The 26,084-nt window shown below is 73.9% G+C and carries 20 protein-coding genes, 1 tRNA gene and 2 pseudogenes; 9 read left to right on the plus strand and 14 right to left on the minus strand.

Features of this window, described 5'->3' with window-relative positions; translation table 11 throughout:
• Positions 1–175: 175 nt before the first annotated feature.
• The 4 genes from OV079_RS13980 to OV079_RS13995 all read right to left on the minus strand — a co-directional run bounded on the left by OV079_RS13980 (position 176) and on the right by OV079_RS13995 (position 3,766).
• Entirely contained in the window at positions 176–1,231 is a 1,056-nt protein-coding gene (locus tag OV079_RS13980; RefSeq protein WP_267768929.1) for a D-alanine--D-alanine ligase family protein, read from the minus strand.
• A gap of 604 nt (positions 1,232–1,835) precedes the next feature.
• The gene (locus OV079_RS13985; protein ID WP_267768930.1) at positions 1,836–1,991 is read right to left on the minus strand and encodes a hypothetical protein; all 156 of its coding nucleotides are present in this window, start codon (positions 1,989–1,991) and stop codon (positions 1,836–1,838) included.
• Entirely contained in the window at positions 1,988–3,412 is a 1,425-nt protein-coding gene (gene dacB, locus OV079_RS13990) for a D-alanyl-D-alanine carboxypeptidase/D-alanyl-D-alanine endopeptidase (RefSeq protein ID WP_267768931.1), read from the minus strand. The genes OV079_RS13985 and dacB overlap by 4 nt, the downstream gene beginning before the upstream one ends.
• Positions 3,413–3,583: 171 nt before the next feature.
• Positions 3,584–3,766 (minus strand): hypothetical protein, encoded by a 183-nt coding sequence (locus tag OV079_RS13995; protein WP_267768932.1) that lies wholly within the window; start codon positions 3,764–3,766, stop codon positions 3,584–3,586.
• 253 nt (positions 3,767–4,019) lie between these two features.
• Here OV079_RS13995 and serS point away from each other — a divergent pair.
• The 4 genes and pseudogenes from serS (at position 4,020) to OV079_RS14015 (ending at position 8,414) form a co-directional block, all read left to right on the plus strand.
• Positions 4,020–5,391: pseudogene (gene serS / locus OV079_RS14000) on the plus strand (serine--tRNA ligase).
• Between the two features lie 80 nt (positions 5,392–5,471).
• Entirely contained in the window at positions 5,472–6,488 is a 1,017-nt protein-coding gene (gene trpS, locus OV079_RS14005; protein ID WP_267768933.1) for a tryptophan--tRNA ligase, read from the plus strand.
• 86 nt (positions 6,489–6,574) lie between these two features.
• Positions 6,575–7,495, plus strand: coding sequence for a GNAT family N-acetyltransferase (locus OV079_RS14010; protein WP_267768934.1), 921 nt, complete (start codon positions 6,575–6,577; stop codon positions 7,493–7,495).
• A 28-nt stretch (positions 7,496–7,523) separates the two neighbouring features.
• Positions 7,524–8,414, plus strand: coding sequence for a hypothetical protein (locus tag OV079_RS14015; RefSeq protein WP_267768935.1), 891 nt, complete (start codon positions 7,524–7,526; stop codon positions 8,412–8,414).
• Positions 8,415–8,945: 531 nt separating this feature from the next.
• On the opposite strand, the gene OV079_RS14020 is transcribed toward OV079_RS14015, so the two are convergent.
• The 7 genes from OV079_RS14020 to OV079_RS14050 all read right to left on the minus strand — a co-directional run bounded on the left by OV079_RS14020 (position 8,946) and on the right by OV079_RS14050 (position 17,351).
• Complete coding sequence (locus OV079_RS14020; RefSeq protein WP_267768936.1) at positions 8,946–9,221, minus strand: hypothetical protein; 276 nt, start codon at positions 9,219–9,221, stop codon at positions 8,946–8,948.
• The gene (locus tag OV079_RS14025; protein WP_267768937.1) at positions 9,149–10,654 is read right to left on the minus strand and encodes a hypothetical protein; all 1,506 of its coding nucleotides are present in this window, start codon (positions 10,652–10,654) and stop codon (positions 9,149–9,151) included. Before OV079_RS14025 ends, OV079_RS14020 begins: the two co-directional genes overlap by 73 nt.
• A gap of 128 nt (positions 10,655–10,782) precedes the next feature.
• The gene (locus tag OV079_RS14030) at positions 10,783–12,285 is read right to left on the minus strand and encodes a hypothetical protein (protein ID WP_267768938.1); all 1,503 of its coding nucleotides are present in this window, start codon (positions 12,283–12,285) and stop codon (positions 10,783–10,785) included.
• A complete protein-coding gene (locus OV079_RS14035) occupies positions 12,282–14,732 on the minus strand; it encodes a hypothetical protein (protein WP_267768939.1) in 2,451 nt (816 codons plus the stop codon). Before OV079_RS14035 ends, OV079_RS14030 begins: the two co-directional genes overlap by 4 nt.
• Complete coding sequence (locus OV079_RS14040; RefSeq protein WP_267768940.1) at positions 14,732–14,995, minus strand: hypothetical protein; 264 nt, start codon at positions 14,993–14,995, stop codon at positions 14,732–14,734. Before OV079_RS14040 ends, OV079_RS14035 begins: the two co-directional genes overlap by 1 nt.
• 8 nt (positions 14,996–15,003) lie before the next feature.
• Positions 15,004–15,507 (minus strand): hypothetical protein, encoded by a 504-nt coding sequence (locus OV079_RS14045; RefSeq protein WP_267768941.1) that lies wholly within the window; start codon positions 15,505–15,507, stop codon positions 15,004–15,006.
• Complete coding sequence (locus OV079_RS14050; protein WP_267768942.1) at positions 15,504–17,351, minus strand: GNAT family N-acetyltransferase; 1,848 nt, start codon at positions 17,349–17,351, stop codon at positions 15,504–15,506. Before OV079_RS14050 ends, OV079_RS14045 begins: the two co-directional genes overlap by 4 nt.
• A gap of 163 nt (positions 17,352–17,514) precedes the next feature.
• Between OV079_RS14050 and OV079_RS14055 the strand changes: the two genes are divergently transcribed.
• The 5 genes from OV079_RS14055 to OV079_RS14075 all read left to right on the plus strand — a co-directional run bounded on the left by OV079_RS14055 (position 17,515) and on the right by OV079_RS14075 (position 20,452).
• Positions 17,515–17,856, plus strand: a complete 342-nt coding sequence (locus OV079_RS14055) for a PilZ domain-containing protein (protein ID WP_267768943.1) — start codon at positions 17,515–17,517, stop codon at positions 17,854–17,856.
• A 17-nt stretch (positions 17,857–17,873) separates the two neighbouring features.
• Positions 17,874–18,242 (plus strand): hypothetical protein, encoded by a 369-nt coding sequence (locus OV079_RS14060; protein ID WP_267768944.1) that lies wholly within the window; start codon positions 17,874–17,876, stop codon positions 18,240–18,242.
• 234 nt (positions 18,243–18,476) lie between these two features.
• Positions 18,477–18,550, plus strand: a tRNA-His gene (locus tag OV079_RS14065).
• Positions 18,551–18,871: 321 nt separating this feature from the next.
• Positions 18,872–19,915 carry a hypothetical protein gene (locus OV079_RS14070; protein ID WP_267768945.1) on the plus strand — a complete coding sequence of 348 codons (1,044 nt, stop codon included), beginning with the start codon at positions 18,872–18,874 and terminating at the stop codon, positions 19,913–19,915.
• A gap of 9 nt (positions 19,916–19,924) precedes the next feature.
• Positions 19,925–20,452 (plus strand): hypothetical protein, encoded by a 528-nt coding sequence (locus tag OV079_RS14075; RefSeq protein WP_267768946.1) that lies wholly within the window; start codon positions 19,925–19,927, stop codon positions 20,450–20,452.
• A gap of 41 nt (positions 20,453–20,493) precedes the next feature.
• Here the strand turns inward: OV079_RS14075 and OV079_RS14080 are convergent, their stop codons facing one another.
• The 3 genes and pseudogenes from OV079_RS14080 to OV079_RS14090 form a co-directional block, all read right to left on the minus strand.
• Positions 20,494–23,979: a TonB-dependent receptor gene (locus OV079_RS14080; protein ID WP_267768948.1), complete on the minus strand. Its 3,486-nt coding sequence runs from the start codon at positions 23,977–23,979 to the stop codon at positions 20,494–20,496.
• 385 nt (positions 23,980–24,364) lie between these two features.
• Positions 24,365–25,756, minus strand: coding sequence for an acyl-CoA dehydrogenase family protein (locus OV079_RS14085; RefSeq protein WP_267768950.1), 1,392 nt, complete (start codon positions 25,754–25,756; stop codon positions 24,365–24,367).
• A 47-nt stretch (positions 25,757–25,803) separates the two neighbouring features.
• Positions 25,804–26,001: pseudogene (locus tag OV079_RS14090) on the minus strand (hypothetical protein); the annotation flags it as partial.
• Positions 26,002–26,084 lie beyond the last annotated feature (83 nt).

A 26,084-nucleotide genomic window follows, 5' to 3' on the forward strand; every position in this document is an offset into this window, starting at 1 on the left:
GAGCAAGCGCGGCAGCCGCTGCGCACGTACCACTCACGCTCGCCGCGCTCCGCTCGAAGCGACCCTCTCGCGCGCGCGAGCGGTGGCTGAACAAGCGCGGCAGGCCGCTGCGAACGTACGACTCCCGCTCGCCGCTCCGCTCGAAGTGCCCCGGGTCTCTCGTGACGCCGCGCCCTCAGCGCGTCACGCTGAGCTTGCTGCGCGCCGCGTGGTGCGCGAGGGCCAGCTCGCACAGCTGGCTGATCAGCTCGGCGTAGGGCACCCCTGCCCGTTCGACCAGCTTGGGGTACATGCTGATCGTCGTGAAGCCGGGCATCGTGTTGATCTCGTTGAGGTACGGCTGGAGCGTCTGGCGGTCGACGAGGAAGTCGATGCGGGCCAGGCCCTTGCAGCCGGCGACCCGGAACGCGCGCAGCGCCAGGTCTTGCAGGCGCTCGGCGGCGGCCTCGGGCAGGTCGGCGGGGATCTGCAGGGTCGCCGCGTCCTTCAGGTACTTGTTCTCGTAGTCGTACCACTCGCCGGCCGGCAGCCCGATCTCGCCGGGCGCGCTGACCAGCGTGTGCGCGTCGCCGTTGCCGAGCACCGCGAGCTCGATCTCGCGGGCGTCGATCCCCTTCTCGACCACCAGCTTGGCGTCGTAGCGCGACGCCAGCGTCAGCGCGCGCCACAGCCCGGCCTCCTCGTCGACGCGGCTGATGCCGACCGAGCTGCCCTGGTTGGCCGGCTTGACGAAGCACGGGAACCCGACCCCCTCGACGATCGCGTCGACGATCTCCTGCCGCTGCGCCGCCGTGCCGAGCCCGTGCGCGTCGACCTCGACCCACGGCACCACCGGGATCGTCGGCGACTGCGACCCGAGCACGTGCTTGAGCAGCGCCTTGTCCATGCACAGCGCCGACGCCAGCACGCCCGAGCCGACGTACGGCAGGCCCAGCACCTCGAGCAGCCCCTGGAACGTCCCGTCCTCGCCGTAGGGCCCGTGCAGCACCGGGAACACCAGGTCCGGCGCCAGCTTGCGCAGGTCGGACACCGCCTCCCCGTGCTCGAGCACCGCCTCGAGCGACCCTTCCGCCGGGCCCGTCCACCAGCTGCCGTCGCGCCGGATCCCGAGCAGGATCGGCGTAAACCGCTGGCGGTCGATGGCCTTGAGGATCTCGGTCGCGCTGCGGAGCGAGATCTCGTGCTCCGAGGAGCGACCGCCGAAGACGATGAGGAGACGTCGAGCTGGCATGGGCGGGTGGACGCTACCACCGCGCGACGGCGATGGCGATATGGCGCCTCGCCGTGACGCACCAGGCTCGGCGGGCATTCCTCGGCCGCCCGCCGGCCGCACGCGACCGATCTCCTGGCCCCTCGCCCGCCCGCGCCCCGCGGACGAGCCCGGCCGCGGACGCGCGGACCTGTCTCTTTCGCCAGGTCATCCTTCGGCGATCGCGGCCGGGTTACGGCGAGCCTCCTCGCCTCGCAGGCGAACCGCCGTCGCGTCACCGGGCTGCGCCCGAACGCTGCCGGCGTCGCAGCTCCCTGCGAGCCGTCGTCGCCGCCGAACTCCGCGCGGCGCGACCCATCGCGCTCCCGGCGAGCCTCGTGCCCGAACGCTGCAGACAGCGCGACGAACCTCCCGACGACCTCCGCGCACCTGCGTCGCGCTCGGGCGCCGCGCGAACGCGACGCGGCGAACCGCGGCTCATCGCCGGAGCCCGCACCTGTCTCTCACCCCCAGGCTCATCGTCGGTCCGCGTCTCCCCAGGTCCAGGTCTCTTCGACCTGTCTGCTTCGCCATGCTCTTTCGGACCTGTCTATTTCACCAGGAACAAAAGCACAGGTCCGATCAGTCAGCCCGCGTCGAGGTGGTCGAGCAGCGCCAGGACGATCCGATCTTGCAGCGCCCGGCTGCGGGGCATCGCCAGGTTCTTGCCGTTGATCAGCACGCTGAAGCCGAGCGCGCGGCGGCCGTCAGGCGTCGCCGCGATCCCCGACAGCGCGCTCACCCCCCGATCGTCCCCGTCTTCCCGCGCACGCGCCCGCGGCCGTTCGGCATGCGCAGGCGCAGCGTCCCCTCGCCGCCCGCCCCGGCCAGCGCCGGCACGATGCTCGCCGCCGCCGCGCCCTCGTCGCGGGCCAGCGCCAGCACGCGGACCAGCCCGCGCGCGCTGACCCGCCCGCGCAGGCTCAGGCCCGAGCCGTTCTCCGGCTGCAGCTCGCGCGGATCGTTGCCCGCCGCGCGCCAGAACGCCTGCAGCGCCGCGCGGCCGTTGTCCCACGAACCTGGCTCTCCGGACATCCGGCGCCCGAGCGTGCGCACCACCTGCTCGCTCGTGAAGTTGTTGGAGTACTTGAGCGCGCTCGCCAGGATCTGCGACAGCGGCGGCGACACCAGCGTCGCCACCTCGCGCGCGTGGGCCGAGGCCGCCCCCGACTCGACCGGCAACAGCGGCCCGCCGAGCTCGTGCAGCACCGCCGCGAATGCCTCACCGGCGAACTTGCCGGGGTCGCAGATCCGCCGCCGCACCGTCACCGGCTTGCGCTTGGCCGCCCCGGTCACCGTCAGCACCGTCCGACCGGCCTCGCATGTGCTCGTCACCTCGAGCGCGCGCCCGCGGAGCGGCCGGGCCTTGTTCGTCACCGTCACGTGCTCGCTCGCCGGCGTCACCTCGACGTGCACGGTCGTCCCGTCGGTGCGCACCGTCGTCTCGACCGTGTTGAAGCTCAGCGACAGCGCCCCGCTCGGCGCCAGGTAGCTCGGACCCGGGCCCGGCGGCTCCTCGTAACCGGGGCCGAAGCGCTCCGGCGAGAAAGCCCGCTCGTCGATCACGATCCGGCGCACCCCCGCCAGCGCCTCGGCGGCCAGCGCCTTGCTGGCCAGCGCGTGCAACCCTTGCAGCTGCAAGCTCGGATCGCCGTCGCCGATCAGCACCAGCGCGTCGCCGTCGCGCACCATCCGGGTCTCGAAGCGATAATCGGGGCCGAGCAGCTCGAGCGCCGCGATCGCGGTCAGCACCTTCTGGTTCGACGCCGGGTTCAGGCGGGCCGCGCCATTCTGGTCGAAGAGCCATGTCCCTTCGTCCAGGTCGGCCACGTGGACCGCGACCCCGGGACCGGCGCGGCGGACCAGCTCGGCCAACTTGCGCCGCAGGCTCGGATCGTCGGCCGGATCGGCCGTCCAGCCGCGTGCCTGCGCGCGCGCCGACACGTCGGCCAGGCGCGCGGCCACTCGCTGCGGCCACGTCTGCGCCGCGAAGGGCGCGCCTGGACGCGGCGGCAACACCGGCTCGTCCGGCTCGACGACCTCGCGGATCGACTGCGGCGCCGGGGCGGGCCCGGGCGAACGCGGACCGGCGGTCGCCAGGCCCGCATACGCGGTGATCAGGGCGAGGGCGAAGCTTGCGAGCTGGGGGACGGAGCGGGTCACGGCGGGATATCCCACCATGGCGCACCCGCCCCCTCCGCTCAAGAAATCGGAATTTCCGCCCGCTCGGGGCCCTCGCCCGACCCTCGCCCGCTCATCGGGCCGAGGGTCGCGGCCTGCCCGGCGCGCTTTCGCGCTGACCTTCGGGACAGGCCGCCGCTGCGGCGGGACCGACTAGCCCTTGTCGGTCTTCTTGGTCTTGGTCTTCTTGCTGCCGGACTCGGCCTGGACCTGCTGCTTGTTGGCCAGGCGGGTCGCCTTGACCTCGGCCGCCTTGCGCTTGAGGCGGGCGATCAGCTTGTTCCGGCTCCGGCGCTGGCGCATCTTCGGCGTGTGGCGGTTATCTCCGTATCCCATGGCGGCAAGGACCTCTGTGGCGGCAAGTGTTGGTCTGCGGGGCCTGATTCACCCGAATTCGGGCGATTTGGCGGCCCCGGGCCGGCGGAAGGCCGGCGCTTTCGGGCGGCGTAGGATGCGTGAGCGGCCCTCCAGGGTCAAGCGCTGATTTCCGGCGCGGCCCCTGGCGCCGCGCGAGCGACCCCTTGCCCGCGCGGGCACCTCGTCGGTGAGCCCTTCCCCCGCGCGCGGGGCCTGCTAATGTCCGCGCCCCATGCTCGACATCCACGTCCTCCGCGAAGACAGCGCCCGGATCGCCCAGAACCTGCGCGACCGCCACGCGCGCGTGTTCGAGGACCTCGCCCCTGGCGCGGACGCCGACCCCGCGGGCGCCGACTGGGCCGCGCAGACCGTCGCGCGCCTGGTCGACCTCGACGCCACCTACCTCGGCCTCCTCCGCCGCCAGGACGACGTCCGCCAGCAACAGAACCAGATCAACGCCGCCATGAAGTCGGTCGGCTCGCTGCCAAAGGACCAGCAGGCGGCCGAGCGGGCCCGCCTCATCGAGCAGGGCAAGCAGCTGCGCACCGACGAGATCTCTCGTCGACCAGACCGAGGCCGCCCTGCGCGCCCGCGACGAAGCCTGGACCCGCGTCCCCAACCTCACCCACGCCGAGACGCCGCGCGGCCGCACCGACGACGACCACCGCGAGCTGCGCCGCGTCGGCACCCCTCGCGACTTCGCGGCCGAGGGCTTCACCCCGCGCGACCACCTCGCGGTCGCCGAGTCGCTCGACCTCGTCGACTTCGAGTCGGGGGCCAAGGTCGCCGGCCAGAAGTTCTACTACCTCAAGCACGAGGCCGTGCTCCTCGACCTCGCCCTGCAGCACTTCGCGCTCGGGGTCGCCGCGCGCCACGGCTTCGCGCTGCACACCACCCCCGACCTCGCGCGCGAGGAGATCCTGCGCGGCCTCGGCTTCCAGCCGCGCGGCGAGTCGAGCCAGATCTACAGCGTCGCCGACAGCGACCTCTGCCTCGTCGGTACCGCCGAGATCACGCTCGGCGGCATGCTCGCCGACGCGATCCTCGAGGAGGAGCAGCTGCCGCTGCTGCTCGCCGGCCTGTCGCACTGCTTCCGCACCGAGGCCGGCTCCGCGGGCCAGGAGTCGAAGGGCCTCTACCGCGTGCATCAGTTCACCAAGGTCGAGCTGTTCGCCTTCACCACGCCCGAGCAGAGCGAGGCGATGCACGAGCGCCTGCTCGCCATCGAGGAGGAGATCTTCCAGGCCCTGAAGATCCCCTACCGCGTCCTCGACATCGCCAGCGGCGACCTCGGCGGCCCGGCCTTCCGCAAGTTCGACCTCGAGGCGTGGATGCCCGGCCGCGGCGCCCACGGCGAGATCACCAGCACCTCGAACTGCACCGACTACCAGGCCCGCCGCCTGCGGATCCGCTACCGCCCCGGCGGCGAGGGCAAGCCCAAGCCGCGCCACGTCCACATGCTGAACGGCACCGCCGTGGCCACCTCGCGGGCGCTCGTCGCCATCCTCGAGAACTACCAGCAGCAGGACGGCACCGTCGCCGTGCCCGAGGTGCTGCAGCCCCTGGTCGGCAAGCCGGTGATCGGCCCGCGCCGCCGCGCCTGAGCGTTTCGCCAGGTCATCCACGACAGGTTCCGAGCGACAGGTCCCGAGCGACAGGTCCCTCACGACAGGTCCCGAACGCCATGTCCCAAGCGCCATCCCCTGCTCCGCGCGTGCTGTCGGGCATCCAGCCCTCGGGCGTGCTCCACCTCGGCAACTACTTCGGCGCGATCGCCCAGCACATCGCCCTGCAGGATCGCTACCCGGGCGCGGCGTTCTACTTCATCGCCGACTACCACGCGCTCACGACCCTGCGGAACCCCGAGGCGCTGCGGCAGAACGTGTTCGACGCCGCGGTCACCTACCTCGCGCTCGGCCTCGACCCGGCCAAGTCGCTGCTGTTCCGCCAGAGCGACATCCCCGAGGTCCACGAGCTCGCGTGGCTGCTCGCCTGCGTCACCGGCCTCGGCCTGATGGAGCGGGCCACCAGCTACAAGGACAAGATCGCCCAGGGCATCAAGCCGAACGCCGGCCTGTTCAACTACCCGCTGCTGATGGCCGCCGACATCCTGATCTACGACGGCACCCTCGTGCCGGTCGGCAAGGATCAGCTGCAGCACGTCGAGTTCGCCCAGGACATGTCCACCTACCTCAACGAGGCCTACGCGGCCGGCGGCCCGCCGCTGCTCGTCCGTCCCGAGGCGATCCTCGGCAGCGCGCCGATCGTCCCCGGCAACGACGGCCGCAAGATGTCCAAGAGCTACGGCAACTTCCTGCCGCTGTTCGAATCCGGCAAGAAGCTGCGCAAGCTGGTCGGCCAGATCGTCACCGACTCGACCCCGCTCGGCCAGCCGCTGAACCCCGACACCTGCAACGTCTACGCCCTGCTCAAGCTCCTCAGCGACGAGGCCGAGCTGGCGCAGATCGCCGAGTGGTACCGCGCCGGCGCCCGCGACGGCCAGCCGTTCGGCTACGGCCACGCCAAGGTGCTGCTGGCCGACAAGATCGACGCCCACTTCGCGCCCGCCCGGGCCCGCCGCGAGCACCTGCTGCAGCACCCCGACGAGGTCGAGGCCATCCTCCGCGCCTCGGCCGAGCGCGCCCGCCCGATCGCCCGCGCCACGATCGACCGCTGCCGCCGCGCCGTCGGCCTTACCTGAGCGCCGGCGCCCAGCCGCCGAGGGCAGCAGCGTGGCGCCCTGGCGCCCTCGCCTGGCCCGCGCGCCTCTGCCAGACTCGCCGCGCGATGGACTTCGAGCTCCGCAGCCTGCGCGGCGTCGCCACCGACGCGCTGACGGCCCTCGCCGAGGACATCTTCGGCCGCGGCGAACGGGCGCCGGGGTGGTTCGCGCGCAAGCTCGAGCGCGAGGACGTCGACCGCGAGCTCTCGGTCCTCGCGGTCGCCGCCGGCGCTCCGGAACATGTCCCTCAGGACATGCTCTTCGGGTACTTCCTCATCGGCCAGGATCCGTCCGACCGGCTCGCCCACTCGGCCGGCCTCGGCGTGATCGCGGCGCGGCGCGGCGGCGGCCTCGGTCGCGCCCTCGTCGAGGCCGCCGCCGCCCGCCTCGCCGATCGCTTCACCGCCTTGCGCGTGCTCGCCGAGCCCGAGCGCGAGGCCTTCTACGCGCGCCTCGGCCTCGTCGCTACCGCCCGCCGCGTCACGCTCCTGGCTCATGGGACATGCCCGATCTCACCTGTCCGATGGGACCGTGAGCTCGCCGACCACGCCAAACAGCCGTGGTCCCCGGCCCCCACGGACCGCGAGGCGATCGAGGTCTGCGCGTGGCGTCCCGGCGCGTGGGCTCGCACGCCGCCGACGCTCGCTGCCACGCTGGAGCCGTTGCCTGGCGCGTGGGCCCACGTCTCGCGCGAGGGTCGAGCCCTGCTGGTGCAGCGCATGCTCGTCGCGCGTGGCGTCGATCCGCTGGCTGCGGTCGCGGCCTTGCTCGCACGGACGCCCACGAGCATGCCGCTGCTCCTGTACGGAGCCGACCCGGTGAGTTCGATCACCGCCGCGTTGCTGCACGGCGACCTCGGCGAGCGCTCGCGGGACGCTCTGCACCTCACGCAGCACCGCGGCGAGTTTCGCGTCGCGCAGCGGTTCGCGGCCATGGATCTCGCGCTTCCGCGGCAGCTAGACAACCTCCGATCGGGCGATGGATGATGCGCGCGGACCGTTCCGGAGCTTCAACGTGACCCTCGCGCATAACCTCGCCAAGACTGCAACCTTCGTCCTCACCGCCACCCTCGCGCTCGCTGCCTGTCGCGGCGAAGATCCGCTGACCAGCGCGACCGCCACCGAGACCTCGACCACCAGCGGGGACGGCACGAGCACCACGACCGGCACGGACAACCCGACGACCAGCACCACGTCGTCCTCGAGCTCCACCACCGCCGACGATCCGACGACCGGCACGCCGACCACCACCAACATGTCGGCCGGCTTCATCACCACCGACACCACGCAGGGCACCACCGGCCCGGGCAACCCGCAGCCGAACGGCGGCATGTGCACGACCGACGCCGAATGCGAGTCGATGAACTGCTACACGAGCCCGCTGTTCCCCGACGGCGGCATCTGCTCGGAGTGCAACGAGGACTCCGACTGCGTCGAGGCCGGCACCGGCATCTCCTGCTCGCTCGGGCCCAGCGGGGCCACCTGCGCCGCCGGCGGCTACGGCAACCAGTGCATGTCGCAGGACGCCTGCCAGGACGGCCTCATCTGCGGCCCCGCGGTCGACATCCCGATCCCCGGCGTCATCCCCGACACCTGCGGCGAGTGCTCCGACTCGGGCGACTGCGACATGGGCATGATCTGCACGCCCGAGCTTGACATCCAGGCCTTCAGCGGCGCCAAGAAGTGCGTCGAGCCCGGCAGCGTCGAGAACGGCGCCCTCTGCCCGCTCGGCGAGGACGACGCCGACGCCGCCTGCGCCTCGGGCCAGTGCGGCGAGGTCAGCGTCATGGGCTTCTTGACCCTCGGCGTGTGCGGCGAGTGCAAGACCGACGCCGACTGCATGGGCGGCACCTGCACCCCCGGCTCGCTCGGCCAGGGCGGCGCGATGGGCAGCGTCTGCGAGTGATCCGCAGCGCCTGGAGCCGCACCCGAGGCCCGCCGGCGCACCGCGCCCGCGGGCCTCGCTCGTGGGTCGCTCCTTCGGATGACCCGATGGACATGCTCTCAAACACATGCCCCATCGGTCACCTCGACGATGACACGAGCCGGCCGTCATCGAGCGACCGGTCTGGCTCGTGGGTCGCTCGCTTCGCATGACCGATGGACATGCTCTAAAACACATGCCCCATCGGTCACCTCGACAAGGACACGAGCGGGCCCCGCCGCATCGAGCTACCCGCTCTGGCTCGTGGGTCGCTCCATTCAAATGACCCGATGGACATGCTCTAAAACACATGCCCCGTCGGTCACCTCGAGGACACGAGCCGGCCCGGCCTTCATCGAACGACCGCTCTGGCCGCGGGTCGCTCGCTTCGCATGACCCGATGGACATGCCCCGTCGGTCACCTCGACGAGGACACGAGCCGGCCCCGCGAGCGACCGCCCTGTCGGCGCGCCGCGGCTTCGGCCCCGTCTCTCCGCCTCTCCGCGCTATCCGTCACTCCGCCGCGCGGCTCAGCCACTCGCGACGGCCCTTGCTCCCGGCCTGGAACGCGATCCCCGAAGCTGCCTCTCCGGCCATGTCCCAAACGCCCTGCGCCCAGATTCCTGCCCCGAGGAGCATGCCCGAGAGGACAGCCGCCACCACCAGCGCCGCGCGGCGCGGTCGGGTCGGCTGCTCCGCCTGCCCCGGAGCGGGCGTCAGCGCCGCCAGCAACGGGCGCAGGCAGGCCCAGCCGACCAGCGCGCTGCCGAGCGCCGCGGCCGCGGCCATCGCCCGCACCAACACGTTGCTGTCCTCGAGGACAGCCGTGAACAACCCCCAGCGCGCCGGCAGCCCGGCGGTGGGCGGCGCCCCGCCAGCGCCAGGGCGCATATCGCCAGCGACGCCGCGAGCACCGGGCTGCGACGCACTGCGCCGGCCAGGTCGACCAGCCCGCGGTTGGCGTGCACCGACGCGGCCGCGGCCATCGCTGCCATCGCCGCCAGCGCGAACACGCCGTGACCGATCACCGCGGCCGTCACCGCCGCCTCCGCCGCGGTGTGGCCCCACAGGTAGTGATCGGCGACCTCGAGCCCGCCCGCGCGCAGCCCCGCGTGCGCGACGAAGTTGGCGGCCGCCGCGATCGCCAGCAGCGTCAGCCCGACCTGGGCCGCGCCGGCCCACGCCAGCAGGCGCCGCAGATCGGCGGCCCGCACGGCACGGATCCCGCACACCACGACCGAGACACCGGCGAGCACCGCCGCGGCGGTGCCCCAGCCGTAGGGCGCGTAGACCACCCGCGGGGTGTGCAGGGCCGCCACGAACACGCGGATCAGCACCGCCACCGCGGCTGTCCTCACGACCAGCTCGGTCGCCACCCAGCCGCACAGCCCCGCGCGCCCGGCCACCCGCGTGCGCCCGGCCAGCAGCGGGAACACGCCCGCGCGGACCAGCAGCCCCGCCAGCACCAACAGCGCCCCCGGGATGTACAGCGCCGCCGGGGCCATGCCCTCGACCGCGGCGTCGCGGGCGTGGGCGACGAGCCCCGCCGGCAGCTCGTTCTTGGCCTGCAGCACGTCCACTGCGGCCTGCGTCGTGTGGGCGCCCCAGCGCAGGAACACCGCGCCGACGCGGGCGCCGAGCTCGTGCAGCCGCACCGTCCCGGTCGCCGCCACCACCAGCCCGACGCCGAGCCACAGCAGCGCCGCGCCGAGCCCCTGTCCCAAGAGCCAGGTTCGGGCCGACTCGCGCCCCGCCGCCGCGGCCCCCTCCGCCGGCTCGCCCTCGCGGCCCGCGGCCAGGCACAGCCCGCCGGCCAGGGTCGCCAGCTCGAGGCCGACGCACAGGCTCGCCCAGTCGGCCGCGCGCACCGCCAGCATCGCCCCCGCGCCCGCGAGCAGCAGCATGCCCCGGCCCCACGCCGCCCGCGGATCGGTGCCGGGCCGCGGATCGGCGATCACCGCCGCCAGCAACACCGCGATCAGCAGCGCGTCGAACAGCGCCGCCAGCCGATCGACGACGAGCGACCCGCGGGCCTGCAGCTCGCCGACCTGATCGGGCGCGGTCAACCCCGCGAGCGCCGTCGCCAGCGCGAACGCCAGCCCGCCCGCCGGCACGACCCGGCCGAGCGCGAGCCGTCCGAGCGCCGCCGGCTGCCCCGCGCGCGCCGCCAGCAAGCTGAGCACGCCCCACAGCCCGACGATCAACACCGAAGCGAACGGCACCAGCGCCTCACTCACCGCGCACCCGCCTCTCCTCCGCGGTCGCCAGCCTGACGCGCAGCGATTCGCAGCGGGGCAGCGCCATGCGCTCGCCTCGCCTCCGCGCAGATCGGCCGCTCGGCACCAGCGCCTCACTCACTGCGCACCCGCCTCTCCTCCGCGGTCGCCAACCCGGCGCGCAGGCCCGCGAGCGGCGACTCGCAGCGGGTCGGCAGCACCGGCGGCAGCAGCACCGGCACCACGCGCGGGTCGACCAGCGCCAGGCAGCGCTGCAGCGCGCTGGCGCGGACCCACGCCTCGCCGGCCTGGTCCACGCGCGCGAGCACCAGGTTCGGCCGCGCGATCGCCACCGCCGCCACCACGGCCAGGGCCGCCGCCGACCTGCGCGCAGAGACATGCTCCGAAGGACCTGTTGCAGGCGCCATGTCCCCCACGACATGCCCCTTCGGACCTGTCCCCCGGATCAGCGCCGAGCCGGCCAGCCCGAGGGCCAGCGCGGCCCCGCAGGCGCACCAAGGCCCGAGCCCGGCGAGCGTCAGCTCGGCCGGACGCAGCGCCGCGCTGACCACCAGCGCGCCCGCCAACCCCGCCGCGAAGCCGAGCACCACGCGCGTGAGCGTCGCGGCGCGCGCCAGCCCCGGCTGCCCGAGCCCGGCCACCACCGCGAGGAGCAGCGCCCCGGCCAACCCCTCGTGCGTCAGCGTGGCCACGCCGACCACCGCGACGCTCCAGCCGACCAGCGCAATTCGGGCCGCGCGGCGGTCCGGGTCGACCTCCACGCGCGCCGACAGCCCGGCGTAGACCGCCCCCAGCGTCGCCAGAGCCGCCAGCCACGGCGCCGTCACGGCCGCGCCCAGCGGCACCAGCGGCGCCCACAGCCGGATCAGCGCGTCGAGCCCGAGCCAGCGGACCGGGCCCGCCAGCAGGCGCGCCGTCCCGCGCGAGCCCACGGCTGTCCCTTCGACCAGCCCCGCGTGCAGCGGCCACAGCCCGATCGCCAGCGTCCCCGCCAGCGCCAGCGCGGCCGCCAGGGCCGTCCCTGCCCCCTCGGGCACGCGCACGCTCGCCAGGTCGACCAGCGCCGCGCTCCATGTCCCGCCGCTCGCGCCGCGGTGAGCCACGGTCAGGCCCGCCGCGACCAGCAGCACCGCACCTGCCCCGAGGGACAGGAACAGCGCCAGCGCCCGGCCGGCGATCCGTCCCTCGGCCTCGCTCGCCCGCGCCCCCACGAGCCCCAGCACCAGCGCCGGCGCCAGCGCCCACGCGGCCGCCAGCAGCAGCGCGTCGTCGGCCAGGAGCCCGGCCAGCACCGTCCCCTGCAGCGCCAGCAGCCCGACCAGCCGACCCCGGCGGCGCGTCTCCTCCTCGAGCAGCGCGAGCAGCCCCGCGATCGCCGTCGCCACCAGCCCGAGCGCCGACAGCGGGCCGAGCGCCAGGCGGAGCGCCGCCCCGCGGCCGAGCCACGGCACCTCGATCGCCGCCGTACCAGCCGCGCAGGCGATCGCCGCCGCCACCCCGAGCGCCGCCGCCCCCAGGGCGCAGACCCGTGCCGTCCGCCGCGGCAGCACCAACACCGCCAGAGCGGCCAGCCACGGCAGCGCCGCGACGAGCCGCAGGTCCGCCAGCACGCTCACCGGCGCCCTCCCGCGGGCCCCGCCCCCGAGGCGCCGACCTGCACCGAACCTGCTCCTCCGGACATGTCCCCAGCGCCAGCCTTCACCGTGTCGGCGGTCTGCGCCGGACCTGCTCCTCCGGACATGTCCCTAGCGCCAGCCTTCACCGTGTCGGCGGCCTGCGCCGAACCTGTCCCTGCGGGCATGTCCCCAGCGCCAGCCTTCTGCACCGAACCTGTCCCTCCGGGCACGTCCCCGGCGCCAGCCTTCACCGCCTCGCCGGCCTGCGCCGGACCTGTCCCTCCGGGCATGTTCCCAGCGCCAGCCTTCACCGCTTGGCCGGCCTGCGCCGCACCTGCCCCTTCACGCATGTCTCTCGCGCCAGCCTCTTGCGTCCCCGCGGGCACCTCGCCGCCACGCGTCGGCCCGGCGGCGCTCCTTGAACCTGCCCCTTCGGGCATGTCCCCCGCGCCAGCCCCCGCCGGCACCTCGCCGCCGCGCGCCGACTCTTCCGCGCCTGGCGCATCTGCCCCTTCGAGCATGTCCCCCGCGCCAGCCGGCACCTCCCCGCGCGGAGCCGGGCCGATGTCCTCGCCCTGACCTTCCAGCGCCGTCCCCGGGCCGCGGACGCTCGGCTGCGCCGGCGCCTCCGCGCTCCCGCGGCGGGCGCCGGCCATCGCCGCGTCGAGGCCGCCGAGGTCGACCGGATGCGCGCGCGTCGGCCCGAGCACCGCCACGTCGGGGTTGCAGAACACCGAGCCGAGGATCGCCAGCGCCCCGGCGGTCGCCAGCAGCAGCGGCCCGCGCAGATCGAAGCGACCCGGCGCGACCGTCACGCGCTCGTCACCTGGCCACAAGGTCAGGCGCCCGACCAGCCGCTCGCCGAGCCGCAGCAGCCGCGGGATCGTCGGTCCGGCCGCCCCCGCGGCGCGCGAGCGCGGCCGGCTGGCCGGGCGGATCCGCGGCGCCAGCACCAGCCCGATCGCCATCGCCGCCGCCACCAGCCCCGCGCCGACCCGCGGCCCCACGATCCATGCGTCGGGCCGGGGCCCCAGCGCGTAGGCCCCCTCGAACATCCGCCCGCTCACGAACAGCGGCCAGATCTGCGGCGCCAGCGGCCAAAGAGCGGCTGCCACCGCCCCGATCGCCAGCGCCCCCGCGACCCCCAGCAGCAGCGGCGGCGCCTCGGGCCGCGGCCAACCTGGCGCATCGGTCCTGTCCCCGAGGACACGTCGCACCGCGCTCGCCGAGCCCGCCACGCCCACCAGCGCCAGCGCCGGCGCGACCATGTTGATGCCCGACGACCACGCGCTGAGGTCGTTCCACAGCGCGGCCACTGCGGGCCCGAGCGCGAGGGCCAGGCCGAGCCCCGCCACCCCGACGATCCCCGCTCGCAGCGGTCGCGGCGCGAACAGCCCGGCGATCGGAGCCGCCCACGCCAGCCCGCCCGCGAGGAGCAGCTGGGCCGCCGCGATCGGCTCGCCGATGGCGATGGTCGCGGTTGCGATCGCCAGCGTCGCCGCGGTCCCGCACGCCAGCGCGCGCGCGCTCGTGCGGGCCCTGGCCGCCTCGATCCCGGCCCACGCCGCCGCCGCCGCCGCCGCCGTGGTCAGCAGCGCCAGCGCCGTCGGGGCCGTCGCCAGCGCCACCTGCGTCCGCAGCAGCACGACCGCCAGCGCCGGCCCCGCCACGCACGTGGCCACCAGCGCCGGCGCCGGGCCCTCCGACCACGCGCGCGCCAGCAGCCGCGGCCACGCCAGCGCCCACGCCAGCGCCGCGGCCCCGGCCGCCAGGGTCGCCACCGCCCCCGGCGGCAGCCCGAACAGCGGCCCGCCGATCCGCCCGCGGACCAGCTCCGAGCGCTCCTGCGCGAACGAGGCCCGCTCGAGCCGCATCAGATCGAAGTCGCCGGCGGCGCCGAGCCAGGCCAGGATCGCCAGCGACAGCCCGGCGCCGACCAGGCCGATCAGCCATGTCCGATCGGGCATGTCCGAAGACACATGGTCGCTCGGCCATGCCCTGAGGGCCAGCACCACCAGGCCGACGCCGATCGCCAGCTGGGCCAGGGTCCCCCCGCTCGCCACCACCAGCGCGCCGCCGGCGGCCGAGGCCAGGCGCGCGCCCGGGCGGCCGCCTCCGGCTGTCCCGAAGGCCAGGTTGGCCACGACCCCGAGCACCAGCGCCGCCAGGGCGACCACCGCCAGCGCCAGGCCGAGCCCGTCGAGCTGGACGATCCAGTCGATCGTCGTCGTGCGGCCGACGCGGATCCACTCGAGGCGGTGCTCGAGCTGGTTGCGCTGGATCGCCTGCCACAGCACCAGGCAGGCCAGCACCGCCGCCACCAGCGCCCCGCGGGCCGCCGCCGCGCTGGCCGAGGCCGCGCCCCAGCGCCGCTCCAGCGGCCCGACCAGGCCGACGAGCGCCAGTCCGACCGCGGCCGGGAGCAGCGTCGCCGCCAGCGCGCCCATCACGAACCTTCCCGGTCCGGCGCGGCCTGCAGCGTCGCCAGCACCACCGCGTAGGCGCCGGCGAGCGCGAGCAGCAGCGCCGCCAGGCCGTGGATGTCGGCGGCCGCCCACGCGCGCGCGGCCCCGACCAGCACCGTCGCCGCGCCGACCAGCATCACCACCAGCGCCGTCGTCCGCGCCCACCCGTCGGGGCGCAGCAGCACGCCCGCGAGCCCGAGCAGCCACAAGCCGCTGGCCAGGTAGTAGACGTGGGTGATGGGCACGCGCGGTCTTATATCCGATGCCGCGGCGGCCCGGCGCACGCGGCTGCCGCCACAACGATCACGAGGCCGACGCCGAGCAGCCCAGGCGCGCCCGCGAGGGCGGCCCCCAGCCGCGGCATCTCGCCGAACCCGGAGCCCGGCGCCAGCTCGCGGCCGGTCCACAGGAACTGGCGCGCCCACGTCCCGACCAGCACGAACACCAGGCCCGCCACCGCGCCCGCCACCGCCGCGATCCGCCCCACCCCGAGCCTCGCCGACGGCGCAGCACCTTCCGCGGGTTCGGCGGGGGCGCCCGCGCGCACAGGCCCGCGCGCGACCGCCATCACCAGCCCGGCCGCGCCCACCGCCGCGATCGTGACCAGCGCCAGGCCGGTCGCCTCGTACAGCAGCATCACCCCGGCGAGCGCCAGCGCCAGCACCATCGGCGCCCACGTCGGCGCGCGCCACACCGCGGCCGCGCCGGCCGCCAGCGCGACCGCGGCGAACGCGGCGAACAGCGCGACCGTCATCATCCCCGCTTGTAGCTCGGATCGATCTTCATGCACACGGCGCGGTCGCCGAGCACGAAGTTGGGGTCCCGGCGGATCTGCGGGTCGATCTCCTCGACCGAGGCCGGCGTCGCGCCGAGCTTGCCGGCGAAGAAGTCGGTCGCGTCGGTGGTGACGAGGTAGACCTGCTGGACCCCGAGCATGCGCGCGCGCCGGAGGATCCCGTCGGCCAGCATCCAACCGAGGCCCTCGCCGCGGCGCTCGCGGTCGATCGCCAGGTTGAACAGCAGCGCCTGCGGGCCGACCATGCGCAGCGACACGCAGCCGACCACCGCGCCCTCGGGCTCGCGGATGATCAGCGTCTCGGTGGTGTCGCCCGGGATCGTCGGCGCCAGCCCGTACGAGGCGCACAGCGCGTGCACCGACGGCAGGTCCTCCGGGGTCGCGAACATCACCGCGTCGCCGAGCGCCTTGAGGATCTTCTCGCCGAGCCCGCCGAACGAGCCCGACGTGAGCAGCAGGATGGTGTCGCCCGGCGCGGCCTCGGCGAGCACCGACTGCGCGAGGTCGTCGACGTCGACGTGGGCGGTCGCCTCGATGCCGTGGGCGTTGATCGCCTTGGCCAGCGCCTGCGGATCGAGGCGCTGGTCCGGCGGGATCTTCTCGGGCCGGAACAGCGGCCCGACCAGCACGCGCGAGGCGGCCGCGAAGCTCTCGGCGTAGCCGTCGGAGAACACCGCCCGCCGCGACGACGCCGAGCGCGGCTCGAAGCACACGTACATGCGGCCGTTGGGGAAGCGGCGGCGGATCGCGGTAGTGGTGAGGCGGACCGCCGTCGGGTGGTGGGCGAAGTCGGTGACGACGCGGATCCCGCTGGCGATGCCGAGCAGCTCCTGGCGCCGCTTGACCCCGAGGAACCGGCGCACCGCGTCGTGCAGCGCCGGCACCGACGCGCCCTCCTGGCGGGCCACGGCCAGCGCCGCGAGCACGTTGCCGAGGTTGTAGGTGCCGACCAGCGTGGTCTGAAATTCGCCGAGGCTGACCCCGCGCTCGAACACCTCGAACACCATCATCCCGCGGCCGCGCTTGGCCTCGACGCGGCAGGTGTAGTCGGCGGAGCGCGGGTCGTCGCCGTCGCCCAGCACGCGGTAGGTCGTGACCTTGCAGCGGGCCGCGCGCGACACCTCCATCGCCCCGGCATCGTCGGCGCAGACCACCAGGTCGCCCTCGGGCGGGATGAGCTCGACGAAGCGGACGAACGCCGCCTTGACCGCGTCGAGGTCGGCGAAGATGTCGGCGTGGTCGAACTCGACGCTCGTGACGATCGCGCGGAACGGGCGGTAGTGGAAGAACTTCGAGCCCTTGTCGAAGAACGCGGTGTCGTACTCGTCGCCCTCGAGCACGATCGAGGGGCCGCGGCCGAACAGGTAGCCGCGGCCGAGGTTGATCGGCACGCCGCCGACCAGCGCGCTCGGCTGCAGCCCGGCGACCTGCAGCATCCACGTCAGCAGCGACGACGTGGTCGTCTTGCCGTGCGTGCCCGCGACCACCAGCGCGCGGCGCTCGGGCAGCACCACCTTCTCGAGCAGCGACGGGAAGCTCTCGAGCGCGAGCCCGCGCGCCTGGGCGCCGACGACCTCGACGTGTTCGCGGCCGCACACGTTGCCGACGACCACGAAGTCCGGCTCCCAGTCGAGGTTTTCGGGCCGAAACCCTTCGAAAACGGGGATCTTGGCCGCCTCGAGCTGGGTCGACATCGGCGGGAACAACTGGGTGTCGGAACCGCGGACGTCGTGGCCGGCTTCCTGTAGAAGCCCTGCGAACGCGCCCATACCGGTGCCGCCGATGCCGATGAGGTGGACCTTCAAAGCGGCGGCAAGGATGGACCGCTCCCGCGCGGACGGTCAAGCCGGCCCACGGGTGCGACCGGACACACCCGCGGCGTCACCGTCTCTGGCGCGCCCCGCGAATTGATGCACAAGAAGGTGAGGCGTCGGTCGTCGGCGCTGTTGGTTCGCCGGGATGAGGGCCATGGGAGATCTGACCGTTCGTCACGAGCGCCGTGCCTTCCCGCGCGTGCGTGTCCGCATCGACTCGCTGGTCCACACGCCCGAAGGCCAGGTGCGCGGGCAAACCCTGGACCTCTCGGCCGGCGGCGCCTTCGTCACCACTGCGCGCACCGTCGCCGTCGGCACCACGGTGCGCCTGACCATGCACCGCGGCGACGCCAAGAACCCGCTCGTGCTCGACGCCGAGGTCGTGCGCCTCGGCGGCACCCGCGAGGGTCGCTTCCCCGGGCTCGGCCTGCGCTTCGTCGGCCTCACCGAGCTCGAGGCCACCTTGCTGCAGGCGATGCTCAGCAGCGCCGCCTGAGCTATAGATCGCCGCCCATGCTCGACCTCAAGGCCAAGCTCGCCGCCGCGGGCCTCGTCACCCCGGAGCAACTCGCCGCCGCCGAGCGCAAGAAGGCCGGCAAGCCGGCCGGCAAACCCGCCGCCAAGCCCGCCCCCGCCGCCCCGGCCAGGCCCAAGTCGGGCCTCGACGTCGCCGCCCTCAAGAAGGCCGGCAAGAGCGAGATCTACGACACCGTCCGCCGCGTCGTCGAGCGCACGCGCCTCGACCCGGTCGGTGGCCTGCCGAGCGAGCGCGCCGAGGCGTTCCACTTCCCCACCGACAAGGGCTCGCTCGGCCGCCTCACCCTCGAGCCCGAGCTCACGCCGAGATCGCCGCGGGCCGGGCCGCCATCGTCGCGTACATGAGCCATCACGGCCTGGCCCACTGCGTCGTCCCGCGCGCCGTCGCCGAGGACCTGGCCGAGGTCGTGCCGCTGTGGCTCCGCGTCTGCAAGGACCACCCCGCCGCCGGCCAGCTCGCGCCGCCCCCTCCCCCCGCGAGGACCGCGGCGCAAAACCGACGCAATCGGGCTAGCCAACCCCATCGGCCTGTGTTACACACCGCCTCCCCGGTCGCCCGGGGCACACGTCAGCAACACGGCGATTATAGCTCAGCTGGTTAGAGCGCTCGGTTGTGGTCCGAGAGGTCATGGGTTCGAATCCCATTAATCGCCCTTCAAAGAGCAAGTTCAGCGCCCCGCAGCCTCCGGCTCGTGGGGCGCCCGAGCTTCGGGCCTCGAGTTCGTCCGCGCCGGGGCGGAGCTCCCTGCGACGCCCGGCGCGCCGACCACCGCGCTGCCGCCTCCGAACGTGGCGCGGTCCGTCCGCCACTCCCGCCGAGCCCGGCGCCCCCGGCCGGGGCCGGCGTGCGTGCTCGCTCGCCCCCGAGGATCGTCGCGGCGGTCCGTGCGAGCCGTCCGGCGTGCTACCCTGCACGGGTTCCACGCACGGCAATTCGCCGCGCGTCTCGCCCTCATGACGCCGCACAGAGTCGCGTGACAGGTCGCACGCCAAAGACTCACGCCCTCGCTGCGGCTGCAGCCTTCGCCGGCATCCTTCAGCTCGTCGCCACGCTCGAGCTGTCGCTGTCGAGCGACGCCGCGGTCATGCGCGCCGCTCGCGAGGGCCCGACGATCTACCTGCTCGTCGCCGCCGCGCTGGCGATCGGCGCCGGGGTGGTCGTGTGGCAGCGCCACCGGCCGCTGCTCGTGTGCGTCGCCCTCGGCCTGCCCGCGGTCGTGGTCGCGGCGCTGCTGGTGCGCCTGCGCGGCTCGCTGCTCGGCCTCGCCTACCACGGCGAGCTGCTGCTGCATCACTTCCTCGCCATCCTGTGCGCCGCCGCCTGCGTCACGGTGGCGATCGGCTGGGTCGCCGACCCCAAGCTCGGGCGCTCGCGCCTGATCCCCGCGGTCCCGGCGTTCGTCGGCGCGGCGCTGCTGCTGGCCGAGCACCTGTCGCGCGCCGCCGACGCGCCCATCGGTCTCTTGGGACAGGTCGGAACGGCCAGCCTGCTGCTGTCCGTCCCGCTCGCGCTCGCGGCCCTGTGGTCGCAGCTCCAGCCGCTCGCGCTGCGCTGGGGCGCGGTCGCCCTGCTGACGCCGCTCGCGGTCCGCTGCGCGCTCGCGGGCAAGTCTGTCCTTTCGGGCATGCCCCTCGGGACAGAGGGCGCCGCGCCGATCCTCGTCAGCGTCGGCGTGGCCGCCCTGCTCGGCGTGGCGGTGATGCGCCCCCGCGCCGAGCGCGGCCTCCACGGCGCCGCGCTCGGCCTGTCGGCGGTCGCCTGCTTCACCCTGCACCGCAGCTACACCCTGCGCTTCGGCGAGCTCGAGGCCGCCGTCGGTCAGCTGGCGCGCTCGCTCCTCGGCTTCGAGCTGCCCTACCCCGGCTACCTCCCGGGCTGGCGGATCGTCGGCGGCATGCTGGCGCTGTTCGTCGTATTCGCGCTGACCACCACCTCGCTGCTGTCGCGCCGCGATCACGTGCGCGGCCTCTGCCTCGTGATCCTCCTGTGCGCCGGCCTCGGCCTGTCGACGCCCTAGCTGGTGCTGATGACCGGCGCCGGCCTGCTGCTCGCCCTCGACACCGTCGTCGGCGCGCCGGCCCCCGCCCCGCGCACCCAGGCCCCGGCGGTCCCGCTCGAGGCGATCGTCGCCGAGGCCGCGGCCCTGCTCAAGCTGCCGGCGCCGACGGTGCTCGAGCAGCAGCGCGGGGCCGTGATCGCCCTGCGCGGCGAGGTCGCGCGCGTCGCCGTCGACCTGCGCGCCCGCCAGGACCGCGGCGCCTGGCACGTCGTCCTGCAAGCGGGCGTGCTCGGCCGCGGCGCGCCCGACGTCGAGCTCGTCCCGGGCCGCGCGGGCGACGAGCCGCACCCGCTGGTCGCCGGCCACCGCGCCCGCGGCGACGCCCGCCGGCTCGAGCGCCTGCCCGAGTCGTTCCTCGTGGCCCTCGCGCCGTTCCCCGAGCACCGCACCCGCGTGTGGCCGGGCGGCTGCCAGGTCGAGCTCGGCGGCCGCCTCGAGGCGCTCGACGCCGCCGCGCTCGCGGCTGTCCTCCGGGGCATGTCCGAAGCGACCTAGCGCCTCGGACATGTCCTCCCGGACATGTCCCTTCGGACCGCTCAGAACCGCAGCCGGACCTCGAACTGGGCCCCGATCGGCTGCTGAAACTGGGTCTGCACGCCGAAGTTGCCCTGGGCCGGCAGGACCGTGCGCTGGAAGAAGGCCGTCGGCGCGTTGGCGGTCTGGACCTTGGCGTGCTTGAGGTCGTCGAAGTCGCCGCCGGCGATCGCCCGGCTCTGCGCGAACGAGTAGGTCTCGTCGACCCGCAGGACCGCCTTCGAGTTGGTCAGGTTGACCAGGCGCGCCGACACCTCGAGCTCGAGCTCGCCCGGCAGCGGGTAGGCGTAGGAGACGCCGAGGTTGGCGAAGTAGTTGGGCTCGAGCCGGCCGCCGGCCTCGCGCGGCAGCACGTACACCAGCGACTGCCCCTGGTAGCGGTTGTTGTCGGCGTAGACGCTGATCGGCGAGCCCGACTGGTAGCGGAGGTTGAGCCCGAGCGTGAGCCGGCCGCCGCGGCGGAGGTCGAAGGTGTAGTAGCCGTCGAGCTTGAGCTGGTGCGGCCGGTTGTCCCACAGCGGCCCGTAGCTGTTGCGCACCAGCTCCGGGATGTCGTACGTCGTGCTGGCGCCGATGTTGATCGCGCCGGTGTTGCGATCGACGAACCCGTCGTAGTTGCCGATCAGCCGGCTGTAGACGTAGCTGCCCTGGAACACCCAGTTCTTGGCGAAGCGCTTGGTGATCTGGAACACCCAGGCGTCGTAGTTGCGGATCGGGCGCGAGAACAGGCCGCCGATCGAGTTGAACGAGGAGGCCAGGAATTGGCAGCGGCTGAGCTCGCGGATGACGCTCTGCCGCTGCGGGTCGTCCTCGGCGGTGGCGTCGGCGGTGGCCTGCAGCTCGGCGCAGCGCTCCTCCTGGCGGGCGATGTCGGCCCGCGACACCGACTCGCCCGGGTTGGCCAGCAGGAAGTTGAGGCCGCCGTTGGGCGACACGTCCTCGATCGCCCGCCCGAGCCCGTCGTGCTGCCAGCGCACCCCGACCAGCAGGTCCTCGACCACCTCGTGCTCGTAGCCGGCGTTGAAGCGCTGCACGTACATGCCCTTGAGGTCAGGTACGACCGCGCCGAAGGTCAGGCCGCTGGTGTTCGTGTTGCCGTCGGTGCAGTACTCGGTCGGCGCGCCGCCCTCGAGTCGGTCGTGCGTCACCCCGCCGATCGTCACCGGCGCCTCGCAGTCGGAGTTGCGGTACGAGCGGGTGACGTTGACCAGGCCGCCGAAGATCCGGTTGCCGAGGATCGCCGGGATCTGGGCGTAGAACCATCCGTAGCTGACGTACAGCCGGCTCTTGCCCTCGTCGGTCCAGTCGTAAACCAAGCTCGCGCGCGGGGCGACGTTGTCGGCGATGAGCAGGCCGCGCCGGCCGAACACGTCGCGCAGCTCCTGGATCTCCCAGCGCACGCCGCCCGAGACGTAGAGGTTCGAGAGGATCGACCACTTGTCCTGGACGAACAGCGCGTAGTTCTGGCTCGACAGCGACGAGGCGTAGGCCGGAACCCGCACCCCCGCGCCCACCGGCGTGGCGATCGCCCGCAGGTCGTCCTGCTCGTAGCGCACGCGGCCGAACCCGAGCGTCTGCCGCTGATCGGGGTTGTCCGACTGGACCAGGATCACGCGGTTGTTGTTGACCCGGTTGACGTTGTTGATGTTGTACTCGCCGCTCGCCGGATCGTAGCAGTACTCGCCGCCGCCGACCTGTCCCTGGGGACAGTTGGCGTAGAAGTCGGGGTCGTTGCCGCCCGAGTAGGCCGAGCGCTGGCGGATCTGCGAGCCGTCGATCTCGAGCCCGTACTTGAACTGGTGGGCCCCGGCGCGCTTGCCCGAGAAGAAATGGGTCAGCGCGAGCCCGCCGCCGATCCGGTCCTGCTGCGTGCTCGAGTGCGAGCCGATGCCGCCCGACAGCCACACCCGCGTCGGGCACGTCAGGCCCGGCAGGTTCGAGTCGTTGCACGCGTCGCCGACGCCCTGCACCAGCCGCACCGCGTCGTCGCGGTCGAGCAGGTCGTACAGGTTGCGGCCCTGGGTGTCGCGCTCCTGCGTCAGCGGGATCTGGCGCATCCGCTCGTGGTCGAGCTTCCACGCCTGCTGGCTGCGCAAGCGCGTGTAGTAGAGGTAGCCGTCGATCTCGAGCTTGTCGTTCAGCGCCCGCCCCTCGTACTCGAGGCCGACGCCGGTGCCGTTGCCGTAGTCGACGCCGAAGCTGTCGTTGACCACGCCCGAGGCGACCCGCGAGGCGCCGCCCAGCGTCGCGTTCGGGTTGGTGCCGAACGCGTTGGGCTCGGACCCCGGCGGCTGCCGGAAGCTGCGCCGGCGGAAGTTCGGCCCGCCGCCGCCCGACAGGCGCAGGCGGTGGCGCGGGCTTATCTGCCAGTCGAGGCTGGCCGTCCAGCCGAGGTCGAAGCGGCCGGTGCGGAACTTCTGCTCGGCGAACTTGACGGTGTCGATGTAGTTGCCGTTGGCCGCGCAGTCGTTGACGCCGTTGGCGTACGGGCAGGTCTCGTAGCCGCCCGAGAGGTCCTTGTCGCGCCGGCGGAAGAACGACTGCACCAGCGAGTTGTTGCTGCCGCTCGGGGCCACGCCGACGGCGAAGAACAGCTTGTCGCGCACGATCGGGCCGGACAGCGTGACCACGCCCTGCATCTCGTAGTTGTAGATCTCGGCCACGCGCAGCGACTCGTCGGTGGCGTCGATGAAGCGCGGCTGGGCGATCCGCGGCGTGAAGCGGAACAGCGCCACGCCGCGCAGCTTGTTGGTGCCGCCGATCCGGCGCGCGCGCACCAGGCCGCCGCTGGCCCCGCCGTTCTCCGCGTCGAACACCCCCTCGACCACCTCGACCTCGTCGACGAACTCCTGGACGATGCTGGCGCCCACGGTGCCGAACGCCGGGCTGGTCGAGTTCTGGCTGTCGACGACGTACTTGCTCTCGGCACTGGTGGCGCTGGCGATCCGGATCCCGCCGGCGTCCTTGCCAGCGAGCGGGGCGATGTCGACGACGGCCGTGTAGTCGCGGCTGGTGCCGCCGATCGGGATCTTGCGCATCCGCTCGACGTCGACCTTGGTGACGCTGGCGCCGTCGGTCCGGATCGGCGCCGCGTCGACGACGATCGTCTCGACCCACCGCTGATCGGGCGCGAGCTGAAAGTCGATCCGCACCTTCGCCCCCGGGATGAGCTCGACGATCCGGTTGAGGTCGTTCTCGCGGTACAGCACCTGCACCGTGTAGATGCCGGGCGGCAGGTCGCGGAAGGCGTAGATGCCGTCGGCGTTGGTCTGGGTCTGGCGCGTCCCCTGCAGGCAGTTGCACTGCGCGATCACGAGGACGCCCGCGAGCGGCTCGCCGGTCTGCTTGTCCTTCACCGCCCCGTTCAGGCCCGCGTTCTCGAGCGCCCGGGCCGTCTGCGGGGCGGCGAAGGCCAGCACCGGCGCGCCGACGAGCACCGCCGTCGCCAGCGCGGCGCAGCGAGGTCGATGACGGACGCGGATCGGCATGGTCGTCTCGATCGTAGGCGAAGTCGCGGCCGGGCGGTTCGCTCCGCGATCGGACCGCGCTGCAGCGAACAGGACGCCCCTCCGCAGACGCCCCCACCCGGGCCGGTGGTTTCGACCGCGCGACGTGAGGAAGCGAGCCGCCGCGACGCCCCGCCGACCTGCCCCGAAGACCAGGCGCGCATGGTGAGCCGGCGCCCCGCCGACCTGCCTCGAAGACCAGCAGGGCGCCGCGCAGCGAGCCGGTGCGCGGCCCCGCCGAACTGCTCCCGGAGCTCAGGGCCGCCCGCGCAGTTTTCTCGCAGCCGAGCGACCCCGCCCTGAGAACGTGTCCCGAAGACCAGCCTTCGTCGACCTGGCCCGAAAGCCAGGTCACCGCATCGCCGGCTCAGCCCTCGAACGGGCCGCGCAGGCGGTGGGCGATGAAGCGGGCCAGGTGCTCCCCGGCGATCGGCTCGGCGGCGGCGGCCTCGGCGAGCAGCAGCGCCTCGGTGAGGTAGCCGGTGGTCAGGGCCATCTTGCGGGCGCCGGCCTGCATCGCAGCCTCGCCGCGGGACATGTTCGCCTTGACCTGGCCGATGAGGCTGCGGACCCCGGCGCGCAGGGTCGCCAGGTCGCCGGCGGCGACGTTGGCGTACGAGCGCTCGGCGCGGGCGGCCAGGTCCTGGACCAGGGCCGTGAACGCCCCCTCGCGGGCCTCGGCGCGCAGCACGTCGAGCGACAGCACGTTGGTCGTGCCCTCCCAGATCGTCAGCACCTGCGCGTCGCGGAGCAGCCGCGGCACGCCGGTGTCCTCGACGTAGCCGGCGCCGCCGAAGCACTCGAGCGCCTCGGAGGCGATCGACACCGCCTGCTTCGCGGTCGTCAGCTTGGCGATCGGGATCAGCGCGCGCAGGCGCCGGCGCTCGGCCTCGGTGGCGGTGCCGGCCTCGCTGCGCCCGAGCAGCGCCGCGCCCTCGAGCACCAGCGCGAGCACGGCCGCCGCCTCGGCGTCCATGTCGTCGAGCGTGGTCTGGTGCAGCGGCAGATCGATGAGCCGGGCCCCGAACGCCGAGCGGCGCGTCGCGTAGTCGCGGGCCAGCGCGCAGGCGCGGCGGATCCCCGAGGCCGACGCGATCGCGTTGTAGAGCCGCGTCACGTTGAGCATCCCGGAGATGTTGGCCACCCCGCGGCCGGGCTCGCCGATCAGCGTCGCCTCGACCCCGTCGAGCGTCAGCTTGGCCGTCGGCAGCGCCTTGGTGCCGAGCTTGTCCTTGAGCCGGTTGACCTGGATGCCCGTCCAGCCGCGGCCCGGCTCGCGCCCGATCTCGACGCAGAACAGCGACAGCCCGCGCGAGCCCGGCGTCGTCCCGCCGTCGTCGATGCGCGCCAGGGTCAGCGCCATCTCCGACGTCGTCGCCGACGTGAACCACTTGACCCCGTGCAGCGTGTAGCGCCTCTCGTCGCCGACCACCCGCGACGGCCGCGCGATCGTCTCGCTGTTGCCGACGTCCGAGCCACCTGTCCGCTCGGTCATCCACTGACCCGAGGTGATGAACTTGTCGGGGTCGCGCGAGGTCAGCCCCGCCACCAGTCGATCGCGCAGACCGCCCGGCGCCAGGTCGAGCAGCACCCGCGTCGCCGCGTCGGTCATCGCCAGCGGGCACGAGTAGGTCGCGGATGTCCCCGAGAACAGGTACAAAAGGACAGCCTGCGCCACGCGCCGGTGCTCGCCGAGGCGGTCGTCGTAGCCGGTGGCGACGAGGCCGTGGCGGGCCGAGAACTTGCGCAGCTCCTCCACGCGGGCGAGGTCCGGATCTCGTCGATCCGGCGGCCCCACGGGTCGTACGCCACGTGGACGGGCGGCTCGGCCTCGGCGCGCATCATCCAGTCCCACAGCTCGCCCGTGGTCGCGCGCCCGATCGCCTCGTACTGCGGCCGGATCTCCTGCAGCACCTCCGGCGGCAGGCGCTGACGCAGCAGCGCGTGCAAGGGTTCGTCGCTGGCGAACAGATCGGGGCGGCCTGGCGCTTCCTGGAAGAACATGCGCGATCCGTAGCACGATTCGCCGCCCGTTCGTCGCGGCCCCGATCGGCCGCCGCTCGGCACGGTTTCCACTCGCCGGCGCA

Origin of the sequence: Nannocystis pusilla, assembly GCF_026626665.1 — a bacterium.
GTDB lineage: Bacteria > Myxococcota_A > Polyangia > Nannocystales > Nannocystaceae > Nannocystis > Nannocystis pusilla.

Bases quoted from the DNA above. Each gene is read 5' to 3' on its own strand.
- OV079_RS14020 (WP_267768936.1), bottom strand. From the start codon at position 9,221: ATGGCCGCGGCCGCGGCGCTCGGCAGCGCGCTGGTCGGCTGGGCCTGC.
- OV079_RS14060 (WP_267768944.1), top strand. From the start codon at position 17,874: ATGCTCGACCTCAAGGCCAAGCTCGCCGCCGCGGGCCTCGTCACCCCG.
- OV079_RS14080 (WP_267768948.1), bottom strand. From the start codon at position 23,979: ATGCCGATCCGCGTCCGTCATCGACCTCGCTGCGCCGCGCTGGCGACG.
- OV079_RS14045 (WP_267768941.1), bottom strand. From the start codon at position 15,507: ATGATGACGGTCGCGCTGTTCGCCGCGTTCGCCGCGGTCGCGCTGGCG.
- OV079_RS14075 (WP_267768946.1), top strand. From the start codon at position 19,925: ATGACCGGCGCCGGCCTGCTGCTCGCCCTCGACACCGTCGTCGGCGCG.
- OV079_RS13980 (WP_267768929.1), bottom strand. From the start codon at position 1,231: ATGCCAGCTCGACGTCTCCTCATCGTCTTCGGCGGTCGCTCCTCGGAG.
- OV079_RS13995 (WP_267768932.1), bottom strand. From the start codon at position 3,766: ATGGGATACGGAGATAACCGCCACACGCCGAAGATGCGCCAGCGCCGG.
- OV079_RS14055 (WP_267768943.1), top strand. From the start codon at position 17,515: ATGGGAGATCTGACCGTTCGTCACGAGCGCCGTGCCTTCCCGCGCGTG.
- OV079_RS14010 (WP_267768934.1), top strand. From the start codon at position 6,575: ATGGACTTCGAGCTCCGCAGCCTGCGCGGCGTCGCCACCGACGCGCTG.
- trpS (WP_267768933.1), top strand. From the start codon at position 5,472: ATGTCCCAAGCGCCATCCCCTGCTCCGCGCGTGCTGTCGGGCATCCAG.
- OV079_RS14035 (WP_267768939.1), bottom strand. From the start codon at position 14,732: ATGGGCGCGCTGGCGGCGACGCTGCTCCCGGCCGCGGTCGGACTGGCG.